This window comes from Eubacterium sp. An11, assembly GCF_002161065.1.
GTDB classification, from domain to species: Bacteria; Bacillota; Clostridia; order Lachnospirales; family Lachnospiraceae; genus Anaerobutyricum; species Anaerobutyricum faecale.
Genome location: NZ_NFLV01000008.1, coordinates 19596 through 36930, shown reverse-complemented (window position 1 = coordinate 36930; position 17335 = coordinate 19596). Strand labels below are relative to the sequence as shown.

Sequence of the window (17335 nt, the reverse complement as noted above, 5' to 3'; positions counted from 1 at the left end):
TGATGACAGCGGAGGAGAGTAAATATGGGCAGTGAATTGTTAGAAAAAGCCAGAACATTTGAACGGGAAAACACAAAAAAAGTGGAAGAGGCGAAGCGGCCTGGATTCCATCTTTCCGTACAGGTGGGATGGATGAACGATCCCAACGGTTTTTCTTATTATAACGGCGAATATCATTTGTTTTATCAGTATCATCCATATGCGTCTTACTGGGGACCGATGCACTGGGGACATGCAGTCAGTAAGGATTTGCTGCACTGGAGATATCTTCCGGCAGCGCTGGCTCCCGATGAGAGCTACGATAAGGACGGCTGTTTTTCCGGCAGCGCCGTGGAGATGGATGACGGAAGACATCTCTTAATGTACACCGGCGTTGTGGAAGAGGAGTTGCCGGATGGAACCAAAAAGGGAGTGCAGACCCAGTGCGTTGCCATCGGAGATGGAGTGAACTATGAGAAGTACGAAGGGAATCCGGTTATCGATGAGAGTCAGCTGCCGGAGGGCGGAGACCGGTTTGAATTCCGTGACCCCAGGATATGGAAGGCGGAGGACGGGACGTACCGCTGCGTAGCAGGAAACTGCGATGGAGACAGAGACGGACAGATTCTCCTTTACAGCAGCAAGGACGCCCTGCACTGGAATTTTGAGAAGATCCTTCTCCGCAATCATGACCGTTTCGGAAAGATGTGGGAATGTCCGGATTTCTTTGAACTGGATGGAAAACAGGTTCTTCTCACCAGTCCGCAGGATATGCTGCCGCAGGGATTTGAATACCACAACGGCAATGGTACAGTGTGCTTTATCGGTACTTATGATGAAGAGACGGATACTTTCCATGAGGAGCACAACCAGGCCATTGACTACGGCATTGACTTTTACGCTCCGCAGACGGTTCTGACTCCGGACGGAAGAAGGATCATGATCGGCTGGATGCAGAACTGGGATACCTGCAACCTGTATACCTTTAAAGAACCATGGTTTGGTCAGATGAGCCTGCCGAGGGAATTATCCGTAAAGAACGGCCGGCTGATCCAGAAACCGATCCGTGAGCTGGAAGAGCTCCGCCATGATAAAGTAGTCTATGAAAATGTGACTCTGAAAGATACGACCATCCGTCTGGACGGAATCAAAGGACGCCGGGTGGACATGGAGCTTACACTTCGGCCGGGCGATGAGGAGAAGTTATACCAGAAGTTCTGGGTCAGATTTGCTCAGGATGAGAAATATTTTACATCCTTAAGTTTCCGGCCGCATGAATCCCTTTTGAAGGTAGACCGGAAGTTCTCCGGTTCCCGGAGAGCCATCATTCATCAGCGGAGAAGTCTTGTCCGCAGTGATAAGGGACAGATCAAGCTGCGGATTATCCTGGACAACTTCAGCATGGAAGTGTTTGTAAATGACGGCGAGCATGTGATGGCCGCGACGGTACATACCGATCTGTCTGCCGACGGTATTTCCTTTGTGGCAGACGGCGCTGTGACCATGGATATCGTGAAATATAACTTATAGCAGATAGCAGGGCAGCCTGTTATCACGGTAAAACGGAACAAAACGGTCCTGAATCGCTGTATTTTCGATAAAATGTTTCCTGCGGGAAAGAAAAGCAGTGATTTGGGGCCGTTTTTATATAAACGACACTGAGAAAGAGAAGGAGAACAGCAGTGATGAAAGTATTGCATATTGGGAAAGCAGAGAACATGGAACGCTACAAACCGGATACGGAGTTTGCGCAGACCGTGGAGACGGCCGAGATGACCATGGGGCATACGCCGGAAGAATATGCGGCGGCCATGCCGGACGCAGAAGTGATCGTGGCGGATGCCATCGCTGAGATATCAGGAGATCTCATCGGGCGTCTTCCTGCCCTCAGGATGATTCATTCAGAAGGGGTTGCCTATAATAAGATTGATCTGGACGCCGCGTCAGCGCACCAGGTATCGGTGTGCAACTGTGCCGGTATGAATGCGTCCGCCGTGGCGGAGCAGACCATTCTGCTCATGCAGGGAATGATCAAAAACATTATCGTCAATGACCGGGCAGTGCGGGATGGCCGACAGATTATGGTAAAAGAACAGTACATGGCTGAGGGGAGTCTCAGAGAACTGGCAGACTGCAGAGTTGGGCTGATCGGTCTTGGAGATATCGGGAAAGCCACGGCACAGCTTTTGGCGGCATACGGGGCAGAAGTCTATTATTATAAACGTCATCGCCTGGAAGCGGAGGAAGAAGTGAAGTATCACGCTATGTATCTTCCCCTGGATGATCTGCTGGTGCTCTGCGATATCGTGAGCCTGCATCTGCCGGTCACAAAAGAAACAGAAAATATGTGCGGCCGGACATTTTTTGAGAAAATGAAACCGGACTCTTATTTTGTCAACACTTCCCGGGGAGAGCTGGTGGACGATGAGGCATTGGCAGAGGCTTTACAGAGCGGAAAACTTGCCATGGCAGGACTGGATACTCTGGATAATGAGCCGGTACAAAAAGAGCATCCCCTGTTACAGCAGCCGGAGGAGGTGACCGGGAAGATCATTTTCACTCCGCACATCGGAGGAATCACCGCCTCCAGTTTCCGCCGGGGATACGCGATGATCTGGGAGAACCTGGAGAGGCTCTCTGATGGCAAGCCTCTGCTCCGGGTGGTCAACCGGCCGGTTTCGTTATTTTGATCCTGCTCACACCTGTCATGAATATGATGTTCCTTCAATCCGAAAAACAATATTGAAGGAATTTTCGGTAGGTTTTTGCAGTTTCCGATGAACAGGCCAGATAAAATGTGGCGCTGGCCTCCGGATCATCAATGGGGATATTGATTCGATTTGAGGTCTCCTCCTCTTTCTTTATAGCAAGATTTGTGATGAAGGAAGGCAGGACGGAGGCCTTTACCAGTTCATGGAAGGTGGAAAATTCTGTCTGGACGAGGAAGTGAGTCTCCGGCATTTCTTTTTCCAATGCCTTTTTCCAAAAACCAATGTCAGAGTACAAAAGCATGGTCTCTCCGTTTAAATCCCGCAGGTGAAGCACTTTTCTGCCGGACAGGGCGTGTCCCGGCGGCAGAGAGAAGAATAAATGTTCTTCCATATATTTTTTGCATTGTATTCCATTTTCCGTGATCTCGTAAGGGAGAAAAACAAATTGATAAGTTCCGTCCAAAAGACCCTGAAGCAACGCTTCTTCCTCTTTTATCTCGGAGGAAATCGTCATGGCCGGATAAAGGCTGGACAGGACGGGCAGCACATCCCACATGGGCATCGGAGCACAGGAGCCTACACGGATGGTCCGCCGGCTCAGATCAAAAGCTCTGAGATGCTCCATCATATCCCGGGATTGCCAAAGAATTTTTCTGGCATAATCCACAGCCATTTTGGCGTTCTCATTGAGTTCAATTTTATTTTTATGACGGGTAAACAGAGGCACCTGCAGTTCAGCTTCCAGTTTCTGCATGGAACGGCTCAGTGCCGGCTGAGACAGGTGAAGTTTCTCCGCTGCCGCCGACAGAGTTTTACACTCCGCCACAGCGATCAGTTGTTCCAGCTGGTGCAATTCAAACATATTTTGCGTCCTTTCTTTTTGAGTTATATCTTTATATTTTAACATGTCTTCACCAGAGCCACAAGTTTACTATGCATTTCATTTAGGATATTCCATTTAATTATCGAGTATATTTTCGAATTCACTATGCGTTTTAGTTATAAAGTTCTGCGGAATCGGCATTGTACATTTTTTGGGAAAGAAAGTACAATGAGAACTGTCAAAGGAAGAAATGAAAATTGCAGATGTGAAAAACATATGTCGTCTCATGAATGAATGACGCAGATAGAACAATAAACAGGAGGAATGTAAAATGGAATATGTAACATTGAATAACGGAGTGGAAATGCCTTTGGAAGGTTTTGGAGTATTTCAGGTGCCGGACGCCGCACAGTGTGAGCAGGCAGTGCTTGACGCCATCGGCAGCGGATACCGTCTCATTGATACGGCGGCCGCTTACATGAATGAGCAGGCTGTGGGCGCAGCCATCAAAAAATGCGGTGTACCGAGAGAAGAGCTTTTCATCACCACAAAGCTCTGGGTGCAGGATGCCGGCTATGAGGAAGCAAAAAAAGCCATCCGGAGATCCCTGGATAATCTGGGACTTGATTATCTGGATCTCTATCTGATTCATCAGCCGATGGGAGACTATATCGGCGCGTACCGGGCCATGGAAGAAGCATATAAAGATGGAACCATCCGCGCCATCGGCGTCTGCAACTTCTACCCGGCCCGCCTTGCCGACCTCTGCGAGACAGTGGAAGTGATCCCGGCAGTCAATCAGGTGGAACTGCATCCGTTCTTTCAGCAGGAAAACGCTCTGGCAGTCATGAAAGAATACGGCGTGCGTCCGGAAGCATGGGGACCATTTGCAGAAGGCAATCATGGCATCTTTACCCATCCGGTTCTCACAAAAATCGGAGAGAAATACGGAAAGACAGCCGCGCAGGTTGCCCTTCGCTGGAATGTACAGCGCGGCGTGGTAGTTATCCCGAAATCTGTGCATAAAGAACGTATAGAACAGAATATGAATATCTGGAACTTCAAGTTAAGCGAGGAAGATATGGCAGAGATCGCCAAACTTGATCTGGGGCACAGCGAGATCGTCGATCACGATGATCCTGCTTTCACAAAAATGCTGCACGGCATGAAAGTACATGAATAAAAATATTCTGCTATATAAAAATGAATCATAAGCCGGAAAGCGGTTTTCAGGTAAATAAACTGTCTGTAGGGTATTCCAAAAGTCATTAAATGATTTTGGGGGTACCCTCTTTTTGTGTGGTTGATCTGTTTTTTCTCATTCCTCCCGGAATATCTTCCCGAACACCCAGTGGGTAAACGGCGCGGCGGCGAACATATTCCAGAAAAATGCCATCGGGAAGTTTTTGAGGAAAGTTCCGACCCAGATAGCCGGGAGCTGTGTGACGGGATCTCCCGCCAGGATCACGTTAAACAGGATGGAAGCCACAAGGCTCATGGTCGGGCACATGATGGCGACGGTTCCGGCCTGCCGCAGAAGCTGGCATATGTAAGGATTATCTTTTTCAGGATCGCTGTGTCTGGCCGCGAAGGCTGCGCCGATGCGGTTTCCCCAGCTTTTCTATATTTTCAAAGGTATTTTTGCACAAAAAACAGAATAACTGAAAAAAATTATCAGCACATTTGCAAATGAAACTCTTTCTCACTAAGACTCTTGTACGGGATTTTGTCTTATGTTATCCTGATAACAGTGTTAGCTAACACTGTTATCTTTTCGATAACGGGACATTTATAAAGGAGGCAGAATGGAAGAGGAAAACACAACGTTAACGTTGATCTTACAGACAGCCCGGGAAGAATTTCTGGCAAAAGGATTTCAGGGAGCCTCTCTTCGCAGCATTGTGAAGAAGGCGGGAGTGACGACAGGGGCCTTTTACCGGTATTATCCCACAAAAGAAGCTCTCTTTGATGCGCTGGTAAAACCGGCGGCCGATGCGATTAGGGGGTGTTTTGCCAGAGGACTCCGGGAAATCCGGGAGACGCCGCCGGAAAAGCAGACGGAAGAAATGCTCCATGTGTCGTCGGATTCCCTGGATCAGATTCTTGATTACATTTATGCCGGGCACTATGACGCTGCGAAGCTGCTTTTATGCTGTGCAGCCGGCACATCCTATGAGAATTTTGTGCAGGAAATCGTGGAACAGGAAGTGGATGCCACCGAAAGATATCTGGATGTCCTGCGTTCTCTGGGACATCCGGTGCCTGAGCTGGACCGGAGACTCTGTCAGATGATTTCCAGCGGCATGTTTTCTGGTGTTTTCGAGATGGTCGTCCAGGACATGAATAAGGAGGAGGCTGTAAAGAGAATTCAGTATCTGAAAGAGTTTCACATCGGGGGATGGGAACGGATTCTCGGAGTGAAGTTTGACTGACTATAAAATATCGACGGATTACACAGTGATAAAGAAACTACAGAATAAAGAAACAGGAATTTTGATGCAGCCAGATGAAAGAAACAGAAAGGTTGAGCTGAGTTTATGAGGCTGGGGCATTTGAGGAATTCCTTTTTCTTTCTGATTGAAGTTAGATAAAACTTATCAAAGATAAAATTACCTAACCTGGATAAAAGTATAACAAAGCATAACATTGAATGTTCAGAAGGGAGGATTTCATTTTGAACGAAAAGAAAAAATCAACCATTTCCTGGGTACTGACTTTTGCCGGCAGCCACAGGAATCTGTATGTCACCAGTGTATCGGTGGCGGTGCTGGGCGTGGTCTTTGGAGTGATCCCTTATTTTATCATGGGAGATATGATACACCGGCTGGTGGAGGGAGACAGGAACTGGCAGGGATATCTCATGGAAGGACTTTGGATGGCGGTCTTCTGGGCCGGAAGGGTTTTTTGCCACAGCATCTCTACCACCTGCTCCCATAAGGCCACCTTCCATGTGCTGGGCGGGCTCCGGCGTCAGATGTGCGATAAGCTGTCCCGGGTGCCCCTGGGGTACGTAAAAGATATGCCGTCCGGTTCTCTGAAAAATATCATGATGGAGAGGACAGACAGTATCGAGACCACTCTGGCGCATATTCTGCCGGAATTTACCGCCAATCTGCTGGCACCGCTCCTTGTGTTCGTTTATATGCTGACCATTGACTGGCGCATGGCGCTCCTTTCCCTGATCACTCTGCCGCTGGGCCTTCTCTGCTATATGCTCATGATGATCGGCTATGAAGAGAATTATAGAAATGTTCTGGTTAAACCAAGACGTTAAACGATACGGCAGTGGAATACATCAATGGCATTGAAGTGATAAAAGCATTTGGAAAAGCAAAAAGTTCTTATGAGCGTTTTGTCACAGCGGCAAAAGAAGGCGCTTCCTGTTATGTGGAGTGGATGCGCAAATGTGACATTCCGTTTTCTCTTGCCATGGTGCTGACGCCCTGCACAGCACTCACGGTGCTGCCTTTCGGCGGACTGTTTGCCATGAATGGAAGTCTCGTTCCGGCGGATTTTATTATGATCATCCTGCTGTCGGTGGGGCTGATTCAGCCGCTGATCACCTGTATGTCTTATTCCGATGATATCGGAAAGATGAAAACGGTTTTTGGCGAGATCACCGGAATACTGATGGCAGAAGAGCTGTCCCGGCCGGGTCAGGATGAACAAAAACCGGCCGATTATTCCGTGAGCCTTAAAAATGTACATTTTGGTTATGGAGACAAAGAAGTGCTTCACGGTATCGATATGGAGATGCTGTCCGGCACGGTCACCGCCCTGGTGGGGCCTTCCGGCAGCGGCAAGTCCACCATTGCCAAACTGATCGCGTCTCTCTGGGATGTGCAGGAGGGCAGCATCTGTATCGGCGGCGTGGATATCCGGAGACTTTCTCTGGAGGAGTACAACCGGAGAGTGGCCTATGTGTCCCAGGATAATTATCTTTTTAATGATACCATCATGGAAAATATCCGCATGGGGCGGGCCGGAGCCACGGATGAGGAAGTGATCGCCGTGGCAAAGAAGAGTGGATGCCACGATTTTATCATGCAGCTGGAAGATGGCTATGACACCATTGCCGGCGGTTCTGGCGGACATCTCTCCGGCGGCGAGCGGCAGCGGATTGCCATCGCCCGGGCCATGTTGAAGGACGCGCCTGTCGTGATCCTGGATGAGGCCAGTGCCTATATGGACCCGGAAAATGAGGCGGTGATCCAGGCGTCCGTGGCAAAACTGGTGCAGGGAAAGACTTTGATCGTCATTGCCCACCGGCTTTCCACCATCGCCGATGCGGACCGGATTTATGTCATAAACGACGGCCGTGTGGATTCTTCCGGCACCCACAGGGAACTGCTGCAAAAAAATGGATTATATAAAAATATGTGGGAGGCGCACATTTCTGTGAAAGACACGGTGAACACAGAAAACTGTGGAAAGAACAAAAAAGATCCGGAAAAAGGAGGTGCCGCAAATGCTTAAAATTCTGTCGAAATTCTTTGATTTCTGCGGCGGGAAAAACAAGCGGAAATTCTATCAGTCCATCGTATTCGGTATCTTTATGGCTCTCTTTGACGCCTTAAAGATTCCCGCCATCGTGTGGATGCTCGACGCGGTCATCGGCGGACGGGTTACGCCAATGGTCATCTGGCAGTGCCTGGGCATCTGTCTTGTGAGCGTCATCGGAGGTTCTGTGGTCCGGTATTTTAACACGATCATCCAGTGCGAGGCCGGCTATGATACCACGGCGGGCAAACGCATTGAGATCGCGGAGCATCTGCGCTACCTGCCCATGGGCTATTTTAATAAGAACAGCATGGGGTATATCACCTCCGTGACCACCAACACCATGGAGTCTCTCGGGGATGTGGCCACCCGGGTGGTCATGCTGACGACCCAGGGGGTGCTCACCACGCTGATCATTGCCGTCATGCTTTTGTTCTATGATTACCGGATCGGTATCGTGGTGCTGGTGGGCCTCCTGCTTTTTTTCCTGGTCAACAGCCGGATGCAGAAAAGGTCAGAAAAGATATCCCCGAAAAAGATTGCCGCTGACAGCACTCTGGTGGAACAGCTTCTGGAATACATCCAGGGCATCATGGAAGTGCGCGCTTACAATCTGTCCGGCACCCAGAGCAGGAAATTAAACGCAGCCATCAATGAAAATGTGGATACGAATTTCCTCCTGGAGAAAACATTTATCCCGTACATGGGACTGCAGAACTTTGTGACCAAAATGACCGGCGTTGTCATGTGCCTGCTGTCCCTCTGGTTTTATCTGCAGGGGACCATGGAGCTGATGGTGTGCATCGCCATGATGATCTGTTCCTTTATCGTTTATTCCAGTCTGGATTCCGCCGGAAATTATTCGGCGCTGCTCCGCACCGTGGATGTCAGCGTGGATAAGGCTCAGGAGATCCTTGACCTGGAACCGATGGATATCAGTGGAAAGGACATTGTTCCCGCCGATGATTCCATCGATGTGGAAAATATAGATTTTTCCTACGATAAAAGAAAAATCATCGACGGCATCACCCTGCATATCCCGAAACGGACCACCACAGCCATTGTGGGTCCCAGCGGAGGCGGAAAGACCACACTTTGCCATCTGATATCCAGATTCTGGGACGTGGACAGCGGTCAGGTGCGTCTGGGCGGCACCGATGTGCGGGAGTACAGCATGGACAGCCTCATGCGAAACTTCAGCTTTGTCTTTCAGGATGTGTATCTCTTTCAGGATACCGTCGCCAACAATATCCGTTTCGGCCAGGAGGACGCTCCCATGGAAAAGGTCATCGAGGCGGCAAAAAAAGCCTGCTGCCATGATTTTATCATGCGCTTGCCCGACGGGTACGATACCGTCATCGGTGAGGGCGGCGCATCCCTCTCCGGCGGAGAAAAGCAGCGTCTCTCCATCGCCAGAGCCATCATGAAAGATTCTCCAATCATCATCTTGGACGAGGCGACCGCAAACGTTGACCCCGAGAATGAAAAGGATCTGGTGACCGCCATCGAAGCACTCACCAGTGAAAAGACCATTCTCATGATCGCCCATCGGCTGAAAACCGTCAGAAATGCTGATCAGATCCTTGTCGTGGATCAGGGGCGGATCGTCCAGCAGGGACGTCATGAGGAATTGCTGCAGGAAGACGGCATTTACCGGCGCTTTGTGAACGCCAGAGAGACGGCGGCCGGGTGGAAATTGTAGTATAGAGACTCTGACTGGAGGTCAAATATTTCTGATAATTTTAAAGTTAAAAGATGAAATATATATTTTTTATCAGAATATTTTGAAAATTGAAAAATCGTCTGGATTCGCTGTGCCGTTCCTCGGCAGTAAAAGAAGAAAATCAGGATGATCTGATGGATGTGCCGGAGGAAACCAGACAATCCCTGCATATCGTTCCGGTACACTGGGTATCGGATGTGTTGAAACAGACAGGAATCCTGACGCAGGAGAAATAAAATAAATAATAAAAAAGTCATTTGGACAATTTCTTCATTTTGTCCCAAAAAGTAACATTTTTCGTATTCATGTCCGAAAAAGTAACACTTTTTGCGGGAGTGTCCCATTTTGAGACAGAAAAAAAGTTTTGCCCAATGACTTTTTTTTATTTGCGATTTATCATAAAAATGCAATGTGAAAATAATAACAATATTTTCACGGAATGCAAAAATTTGAACAAAAGGAGAAGATATAGAATGAGTAAACTGGTAGAGAAAGCAAAGATTGCGGCCATGTCCAAATCACTGACAAAAGCATGGGAATATCTTGGAAAGAATCCGGAGGAAAATATACCAAAGATCATGAATCTGGTTGACAAAGTTGCGCCGGCCGGATGGTATGAGTCCCAGAGAAGCGCTTTCAGAAAAGCAATCGCGGAAAAGAGCAACTGGTATGAGCTGATCATGAAAGTATGGAATCTGGATGAGGGCGTCCGGAATACATTTTTTAAAAACTTTATCGTCAACGCCAGCCTGATCGGCAGTGCAAAACAGGAAGAAGTTGCAGAGAAAGAGAACTGCAACGTGCCGTGGGCCATTCTTCTTGACCCGACTTCCGCCTGCAATATGCATTGTACCGGATGCTGGGCTGCAGAATACGGCAACCGTCTGAACCTTTCCTTCGAGGAGCTGGATTCCATCGTATCTCAGGGAAAAGAAATGGGTACATATATGTACATCTTCACCGGCGGTGAGCCACTGGTAAGAAAGAAAGATATCATTAAACTTTGTGAAACACATCCGGATTGTGAATTTTTGAGCTTCACAAATGGAACACTGATTGATGAAGAGTTCTGCCAGGAAATGCTTCGTGTAAAGAACTTTGTTCCGGCTATCAGCCTGGAAGGTTTTGAGATGGCCAACGATGGCAGAAGAGGAGAGGGCTCCTATGAAAAAGTGATGCACGCTATGAAGCTCTTAAAAGAGAATAAACTGCCATTTGGTATCTCCGCCTGCTACACCAGCAAGAACTGTGAAGATATCAGCAGCGAGAAGTTCTTCGATATGATCATGGAAGCCGGTGCTCTGTTCATCTGGTTCTTCCACTATATGCCGGTTGGAAACGGCGCAGCGCCGGAACTTCTGCCTACACCGGAGCAGAGAAAGATGATTTATGACAGAATCCGGGCATACAGAAGTACAAAGGCTATTTTCTCCATGGATTTCCAGAACGATGCCGAGTACGTAGGAGGATGTATCGCCGGCGGAAGAAGATATCTGCATATCAACGCAAAGGGCGATGTAGAGCCTTGCGTATTTATTCATTATTCCAACGCGAATATCCGGGAGTGCACATTGCTTGAGGCATTAAAGAGCCCGATCTTTATGGCTTATCATGACGGACAGCCATTCAATAAAAATATGCTCCGTCCATGTCCGATGCTGGAGAATTCGGAACTTCTGCCTAAGATGGTCAAAGAATCCGGTGCGAAATCCACAGACTATGAATCACCGGAAGAAGTCGATCAGCTTTGTGACCGCTGCAAACCATATGCGGAGAATTGGAAACCACAGGCTGAAGAAATGTGGGCAGCCAGCGGCAAATAATAATACATAAAACCAGACAGAAAAGCTGTCCACGAAGAAGCGATTTGTGAAAATGCGCAGGCGTGGACAGCAGATCAATGTGAAAATACCGACAGGAGTGGACTTGATTGTCAAAAAAGAAAAAAGTAGTACCAATAAATATATCGGAGAGAAAAGAGATTAACCGGGTAAACCCTGACTACCGGACCGGTCTGACCAGTTCTCAGGTGAGGGAGCGTCAGGAAGCCGGGTGGAATAACCGGGAGGTGGACGCTTCTCTTTTAAGTGTCCCTGATATCATAAAGAAAAATGTCTGTACCTATTTCAATCTGATTTTTGCGGTGCTGGCAGTGCTTCTCTGCCTGGTCGGTTCTTTCAGAGATCTTACCTTTCTTCCTGTGGTCATTCTCAACACCGTCGTGGGAATCGTGCAGGAAGTCCGCGCAAAAAATGTACTGGATAAGATGACAATGCTGCACGCACCCCGGGCGGAAGTGATCCGGGACGGGCAGCAGCAGTCTGTTCCTGCGGAAGAAGTGGTGGTGGATGATATTGTCGTTTTTCAAAGCGGCAGCCAGATCATTGCGGACGCCCGGGTTTGTGCAGGGGAAGTGCAGGTCAATGAATCCCTTTTGACCGGAGAATCGGAGGAAATCAACAAAGGAGAGGGAGATGATCTTCTCTCCGGAAGTTTTGTCACGGCGGGCAGATGCTATGCCAGACTGGAGCAGGTGGGTGAGGATTCCTACATTTCCAAACTGACCCTGAAGGCGAAAACCATGCGGGAAGGGGAACAGTCGGAGATGATCCGTTCTCTGAATAAACTGGTGAAGTTTGCAGGTATCGCCATTATCCCCATCGGTATTGCCCTGTTTGCGCAGGGATACTATCTGAATCAGGAGACCTTCCGGGAGAGTGTGACCGCCATGGTCGCCGCCGTTATCGGTATGATACCGGAAGGTTTATATCTTCTTGCCACGGTGGCTTTGACGGTAAGCTGTGTCCGTCTTGCCGGCAAAAAGGTTCTCCTCCACGATATGAAGAGCGTGGAGACCCTGGCCCGGGTCGATGTGCTCTGTGTGGATAAAACAGGCACCATCACAGAAAATGAAATGTCTCTTCATGATGTGGTCTCCATGGATGAGACACGGCCATTACATGAGACAAAAGATACACTGGCGGATTTTGTGCTGGCCATGGATGATGACAACGATACCATGAAGGCGTTGAAATCGTCACTGACCGGCGGGAAAAAACGGAAGGTCGTAAAGAAGATTCCTTTTTCTTCTGCCAGTAAATACAGTGGAATTGTGTTTGAGGACGACGCCTGGGTGCTGGGTGCACCGGAATTTGTCCTTTTAGATAAATATGACAGCTATCAGGAACGATTGTCCCGGTATACAGAAGAGGGATACCGGGTTCTTGTTTTTGGCACCAGCAGGGACGTTCCCGATGGCAAACCTTTAAAAGAGGGGATTACGCCTCTGGCGGCAATCCTTCTCATGAACAGAATCAGAGAGGAAGCACCGCAGACTTTTGCTTATTTTAAAGAGCAGGGTGTGGAAGTCAAGGTGATTTCCGGGGACAATCCTCTGACCGTCTCCAAGACGGCAGAGGCAGCGGGTATCCCCCATGCGCAGCGGTATGTGGACGCCCGCACGTTGAAAACAGAAAATGACATTGAGAATGCGGTGAAAACCTATACTGTTTTTGGCAGAGTACTGCCGGAACAGAAAAGTCAGTTTGTGAAAGCACTGAAAAAGCAGGGGCGGACTGTAGCCATGACCGGAGACGGCGTCAATGATGTGCTTGCATTAAAAGAGGCGGACTGCAGTATTGCCATGGCTTCCGGCAGCGAAGCCGCCATGCAGGCGGCCCAGGTGGTATTGCTGGAATCGGACTTCTCAAAGATGCCGGATGTGGTGGGAGAAGGACGGCGGGTCGTCAACAATATTCAGCAGTCGGCCAGTCTGTTTCTGGTGAAAAATATTTTTTCCCTGCTTTTATCTCTGATTTCCATCTGTTTTGTGTTCACCTATCCTCTGGAACCGTCACAGATGTCATTGATCAGCATGTTCACCATAGGAATTCCGGGCTTCTTTCTTTCCCAGCAGCCAAACCGAAAGCGGATTGAAGGTAATTTTCTTTCCAACGTCTTTGTCAAGGCTCTTCCGGGTGGAATTACTGACGCCCTGCTGGTGGCAGCGCTGACTCTTTATGGAGGAGTATTTCTCAGAGGAACAGATTCTATATCCACGGCGGCGACAGTACTGCTGGCCGTGGTGGGATTTATGATACTGTTTAAAGTCTGTTCACCCTTTAATGTTTTTCGGGTCTGTGTCTGGATGGGATGCATCGTCGGTATACTGGGAGCGGCGGTGCTTTGTCCGCATCTGTTTGCTCTGCAGCCGGTATCGGAAAACTGTATCCTGATCCTGGTGTTGTTTGTGATTTCGGCGGAACCGATATTCCGGTATCTGACAAAAATCATTGAGGGTGTCCAGTATTTATACAGGAAGATCAAAAATAAATTTAAAAAACATAAAAGAGACAGGGTGTAAAAGTCTTTATGATTTTTACAGCAATTTGTGCCGACAGAAAATGGAGGCGGAATGGAGATTACTATGCAAAAAGATATCAGCGGAATATTTATTGAGTCTGTACTAAATAAAGCATTGAAAGAAATTAATAAATCTCCCCGCAGAACGGCCAGAAACCTGATTGATATGGGGGTTAATTTCTCGAAAGGACATTTACAGAAGGTTTTTTTGTCCTACGTTCAGGAGCTTTTACAAAATCAGAACAGTGCTTACTATGATCTGATAAAGGATGTGACAGATCATGTGGATAAGGGGATCATTTCTACGTTTGGAATGAATCTGGGATATAATGGCTGCACCAAAGGTGTAAAACGTATCCGTGAGGTGGAGAATCTCGAGAACTTCAGTGTTCCTCTGTCCCTCTCGATGAGACTGGATGGAGAAAAACTGACGGAAGAAGATTCCATTTATCAGAAAATCATCCGGCAGGGAAAAGCACTGGGAATCTATGTATATTTGCTCAAACTGGAGAAGGGACAGCCGGAAGCTCTGCTGCCTCTGCTCAAAAAAAACCGGGACTGTGCCTTTGTCCTTTTTGTTAAAGACACGGATCTTTCACCGGCATTTCTTGCCGGCGTGCATCGAAGTAAAAATGTGATGATTTCCGTATGTGCTGACGATAAGGCAGTGACCCTTTGTCCGAAACTCCGGGAGGAAAATCTTTTGTATGCGGTATATTCCTACTATTCTGAGGAGAATGAAGACGATATCCTCAATGGACAGTGGCTGGCAGAACAGCTGCCTCTTCGTCCGTATTTTGCACTTTTGATTCCTTCTCCGTCCTGTAAAAAGGAGACCTGCCATAAAGTGTACGATTATATTCTCTCTGTGCGAAACGAGCAGAAAGAGGCAGTGATCGCCATGGATCTGCTTCAGGATTCCTGGAAAATCAACGAGATGATATCGGAAGACAGCTGCGATATCGGTTTCAACATGGACGGAAGTACCCGGATATATCATAAGGACTGCGGCAGGGCAGAAGCCAATTGTGTAGAAAACAGTCATGATGATACAGGAAAAGATAAAAATACGGCGGACGGAGAATCATCAACAGTGGAAAAGAAAGAAATCACTGACAAAAATATTTTTGACTGCAGTGTGGAAGATATTTTAAGATCCGCTGTCCCGCGGAGACAATAAAAATATGTCATAACATAAATGCAGAATTTTCATTGGCCTCACGGGAAGCGCGCTGAATGGCTTTTCTTACGAAGCGGCAAAAGTCATCAGGAAGCATGGAGTCCTTCCGGGAAAGCCATTTTTTGATGGCGCACACCAGTGCATCTGTAAAAAATTCTGCATAGGGATCCACAGAAGGCTCATCATCAAAAAGATCTGCCAGATGAGCTTTCATGATTGAAAAGATCAGAGAAAAGAAATATTCCGAAAAAGAATTCTGGCCTTCTACCCGGAATGTCTTGTTGTAAAAATCGCGATTTTCATAAAAATAATTGCACATTTCTTCAAAAAGGCTCCAGGAAGAGTCAAACTGCTTTTCCATTACTTTCTCTACAAATTCCGTATAATAAATCCAGTTGATCAGTTCATACTTGTCTTTAAAATGATAATAAAAGCTTTTACGGCTCAGTCCGCATTGACTGCAGATACTCCCTACGCTGATTTTTTCGATGGGCTGTGTCTCCATCAGCTGCTTTAAAGACTGGGCCAGCGCACGTTTGGTGATATTGGAATCTGACAAAAAATCCCCTCCTCAGGTCTATCTATTCAGTGCAATGGAGTGCCGAAAGATCCTTTGATCCGGCACGCTGGGTCTTCATTTAAGGATTCATATTAAAATATAATAACAAAAAATGGTCAGAATTTCAAAACGTTTTTTGAAATTATATTAAATATATAGGAATATTAGGAATGCCAATCAATTACTATAAAAAAACGCAAATGATAAAAAGTCTTCTGGATTTTCTCTGCATTTTGCTGTATTGTATATGAGGATAGTGGGCAGAAAAACCGCCCACGACGGATTTGAATGAAGGAGGATTGATATCCATGGATTATGCAAAAGAATCATTAAAAATGCATTATGACTTAAAGGGTAAAATTGAAGTGGTATCCCGGGCAAAGGTGGATTCCAGCGAGGCTTTAAGTCTTGCTTATACACCGGGTGTTGCCGCTCCATGCCTGGAGATTCAAAAAGATGTCAATAAGAGTTTCGAACTGACCCGGCGCTGGAATACGGTCGCTGTAGTCACAGACGGTTCCGCTGTTCTGGGCCTTGGAGACATCGGACCGGAGGCCGGCATGCCGGTCATGGAAGGAAAATGCGTGCTGTTTAAAGAGTTTGGCGATGTGGACGCCATCCCGCTCTGTGTGAGAAGTCACGATGTGGATGAGATTGTCAACACTGTCCGCCTGCTGGCCGGCAGTTTTGGCGGTGTCAATCTGGAAGATATTGCTGCGCCGCGCTGTTTTGAGATAGAGAAGAAATTAAAAGAGTGCTGCGATATTCCGATCTTCCACGATGACCAGCATGGTACAGCTGTCATCACTCTGGCAGGACTCATCAATGCATTAAAAATCGTGGGCAAACAGCTTTCTGATGTAAAGATCGTTACTTCCGGCGCAGGTGCCGCAGGAATTGCCATCATCAAGCTGCTCATTTCCATGGGACTTAAGAATGTCATCATGACAGACCGGCATGGCGCTATCTATGAAGGAAGAGATAATCTCAACGCCGTAAAAGAAGAGATGGCCAGGATCACCAATCAGAATCATGAAAAAGGCAGCCTGGCGGATGTGATCAAGGGCGCTGACGTATTTATCGGCGTGTCCGCACCGGGAACCCTGTCCAAAGATATGGTTCGTTCCATGGCAAAAGATCCGGTAATCTTTGCCTGCGCAAATCCGGTGCCGGAAATCTATCCGGACGAGGCAAAAGAGGCCGGAGCCGCTGTGGTTTCCACCGGACGTTCTGATTTCCCGAATCAGGTCAACAATGTACTCTGCTTCCCTGGCATTTTCCGGGGGGCTCTGGATGTCCGTGCCACCGATATCAATGATGAGATGAAGATTGCCGCTGCTTACGCCATTGCCGGACTTGTCAGCGACGAGGAACTGAATCCGGATTATATTCTTCCGGCTGCCTTTGATTCCCGGGTGAAAGACGCCGTGGCAGAGGCCACCAGAAAAGCAGCCATCAAGAGCGGCGTGGCCCGTGTGTCAGAAGTTTAGGATCGTGT

Annotated in this window: 15 protein-coding genes; 12 read left to right on the top strand and 3 right to left on the bottom strand. The window is 47.8% G+C overall.

Features of this window, described 5'->3' with window-relative positions; translation table 11 throughout:
* The first annotated feature begins 24 nt into the window (after positions 1 to 24).
* Both B5E53_RS08110 and B5E53_RS08105 read left to right on the top strand, forming a co-directional pair.
* Positions 25 to 1509, top strand: a complete 1485-nt coding sequence (locus B5E53_RS08110; RefSeq protein WP_087313938.1) for a glycoside hydrolase family 32 protein — start codon at positions 25 to 27, stop codon at positions 1507 to 1509.
* A 155-nt stretch (positions 1510 to 1664) separates the two neighbouring features.
* Positions 1665 to 2669, top strand: coding sequence for a 2-hydroxyacid dehydrogenase (locus B5E53_RS08105; protein ID WP_087313936.1), 1005 nt, complete (start codon positions 1665 to 1667; stop codon positions 2667 to 2669).
* 34 nt (positions 2670 to 2703) lie between these two features.
* Here the strand turns inward: B5E53_RS08105 and B5E53_RS08100 are convergent, their stop codons facing one another.
* Positions 2704 to 3552: a LysR family transcriptional regulator gene (locus B5E53_RS08100; RefSeq protein ID WP_162611852.1), complete on the bottom strand. Its 849-nt coding sequence runs from the start codon at positions 3550 to 3552 to the stop codon at positions 2704 to 2706.
* Positions 3553 to 3844: 292 nt separating this feature from the next.
* Between B5E53_RS08100 and B5E53_RS08095 the strand changes: the two genes are divergently transcribed.
* Complete coding sequence (locus B5E53_RS08095; RefSeq protein ID WP_087313932.1) at positions 3845 to 4696, top strand: aldo/keto reductase; 852 nt, start codon at positions 3845 to 3847, stop codon at positions 4694 to 4696.
* A gap of 135 nt (positions 4697 to 4831) precedes the next feature.
* Here B5E53_RS08095 and B5E53_RS08090 read toward each other — a convergent pair whose 3' ends face one another.
* Entirely contained in the window at positions 4832 to 5011 is a 180-nt protein-coding gene (locus tag B5E53_RS08090) for a hypothetical protein (protein WP_162611851.1), read from the bottom strand.
* Positions 5012 to 5318: 307 nt separating this feature from the next.
* On the opposite strand from B5E53_RS08090, the gene B5E53_RS08085 reads away from it, so the two are divergent.
* The 8 genes from B5E53_RS08085 to B5E53_RS08060 all read left to right on the top strand — a co-directional run bounded on the left by B5E53_RS08085 (position 5319) and on the right by B5E53_RS08060 (position 15278).
* Positions 5319 to 5945 carry a TetR/AcrR family transcriptional regulator gene (locus B5E53_RS08085; protein WP_087313928.1) on the top strand — a complete coding sequence of 209 codons (627 nt, stop codon included), beginning with the start codon at positions 5319 to 5321 and terminating at the stop codon, positions 5943 to 5945.
* A gap of 242 nt (positions 5946 to 6187) precedes the next feature.
* Complete coding sequence (locus B5E53_RS20090) at positions 6188 to 6787, top strand: ABC transporter transmembrane domain-containing protein (protein WP_343215614.1); 600 nt, start codon at positions 6188 to 6190, stop codon at positions 6785 to 6787.
* Between the two features lie 11 nt (positions 6788 to 6798).
* Positions 6799 to 7989, top strand: coding sequence for an ABC transporter ATP-binding protein (locus B5E53_RS08080; RefSeq protein WP_343215613.1), 1191 nt, complete (start codon positions 6799 to 6801; stop codon positions 7987 to 7989).
* Positions 7982 to 9715, top strand: coding sequence for an ABC transporter ATP-binding protein (locus B5E53_RS08075; RefSeq protein WP_087313926.1), 1734 nt, complete (start codon positions 7982 to 7984; stop codon positions 9713 to 9715). The genes B5E53_RS08080 and B5E53_RS08075 overlap by 8 nt, the downstream gene beginning before the upstream one ends.
* Positions 9716 to 9804: 89 nt before the next feature.
* Positions 9805 to 9972 carry a S16 family serine protease gene (locus tag B5E53_RS19505; RefSeq protein ID WP_204245510.1) on the top strand — a complete coding sequence of 56 codons (168 nt, stop codon included), beginning with the start codon at positions 9805 to 9807 and terminating at the stop codon, positions 9970 to 9972.
* A 237-nt stretch (positions 9973 to 10209) separates the two neighbouring features.
* A complete protein-coding gene (locus B5E53_RS08070; RefSeq protein ID WP_087313924.1) occupies positions 10210 to 11559 on the top strand; it encodes a radical SAM protein in 1350 nt (449 codons plus the stop codon).
* Positions 11560 to 11666: 107 nt separating this feature from the next.
* The gene (locus B5E53_RS08065; protein ID WP_087313921.1) at positions 11667 to 14099 is read left to right on the top strand and encodes a cation-translocating P-type ATPase; all 2433 of its coding nucleotides are present in this window, start codon (positions 11667 to 11669) and stop codon (positions 14097 to 14099) included.
* A gap of 63 nt (positions 14100 to 14162) precedes the next feature.
* Positions 14163 to 15278 carry a hypothetical protein gene (locus B5E53_RS08060; protein WP_162611850.1) on the top strand — a complete coding sequence of 372 codons (1116 nt, stop codon included), beginning with the start codon at positions 14163 to 14165 and terminating at the stop codon, positions 15276 to 15278.
* Positions 15279 to 15285: 7 nt separating this feature from the next.
* On the opposite strand, the gene B5E53_RS08055 is transcribed toward B5E53_RS08060, so the two are convergent.
* Entirely contained in the window at positions 15286 to 15837 is a 552-nt protein-coding gene (locus tag B5E53_RS08055) for a TetR/AcrR family transcriptional regulator C-terminal domain-containing protein (RefSeq protein WP_087313917.1), read from the bottom strand.
* Between the two features lie 308 nt (positions 15838 to 16145).
* Between B5E53_RS08055 and B5E53_RS08050 the strand changes: the two genes are divergently transcribed.
* Positions 16146 to 17327, top strand: coding sequence for a malic enzyme-like NAD(P)-binding protein (locus B5E53_RS08050; RefSeq protein WP_087313915.1), 1182 nt, complete (start codon positions 16146 to 16148; stop codon positions 17325 to 17327).
* Positions 17328 to 17335 lie beyond the last annotated feature (8 nt).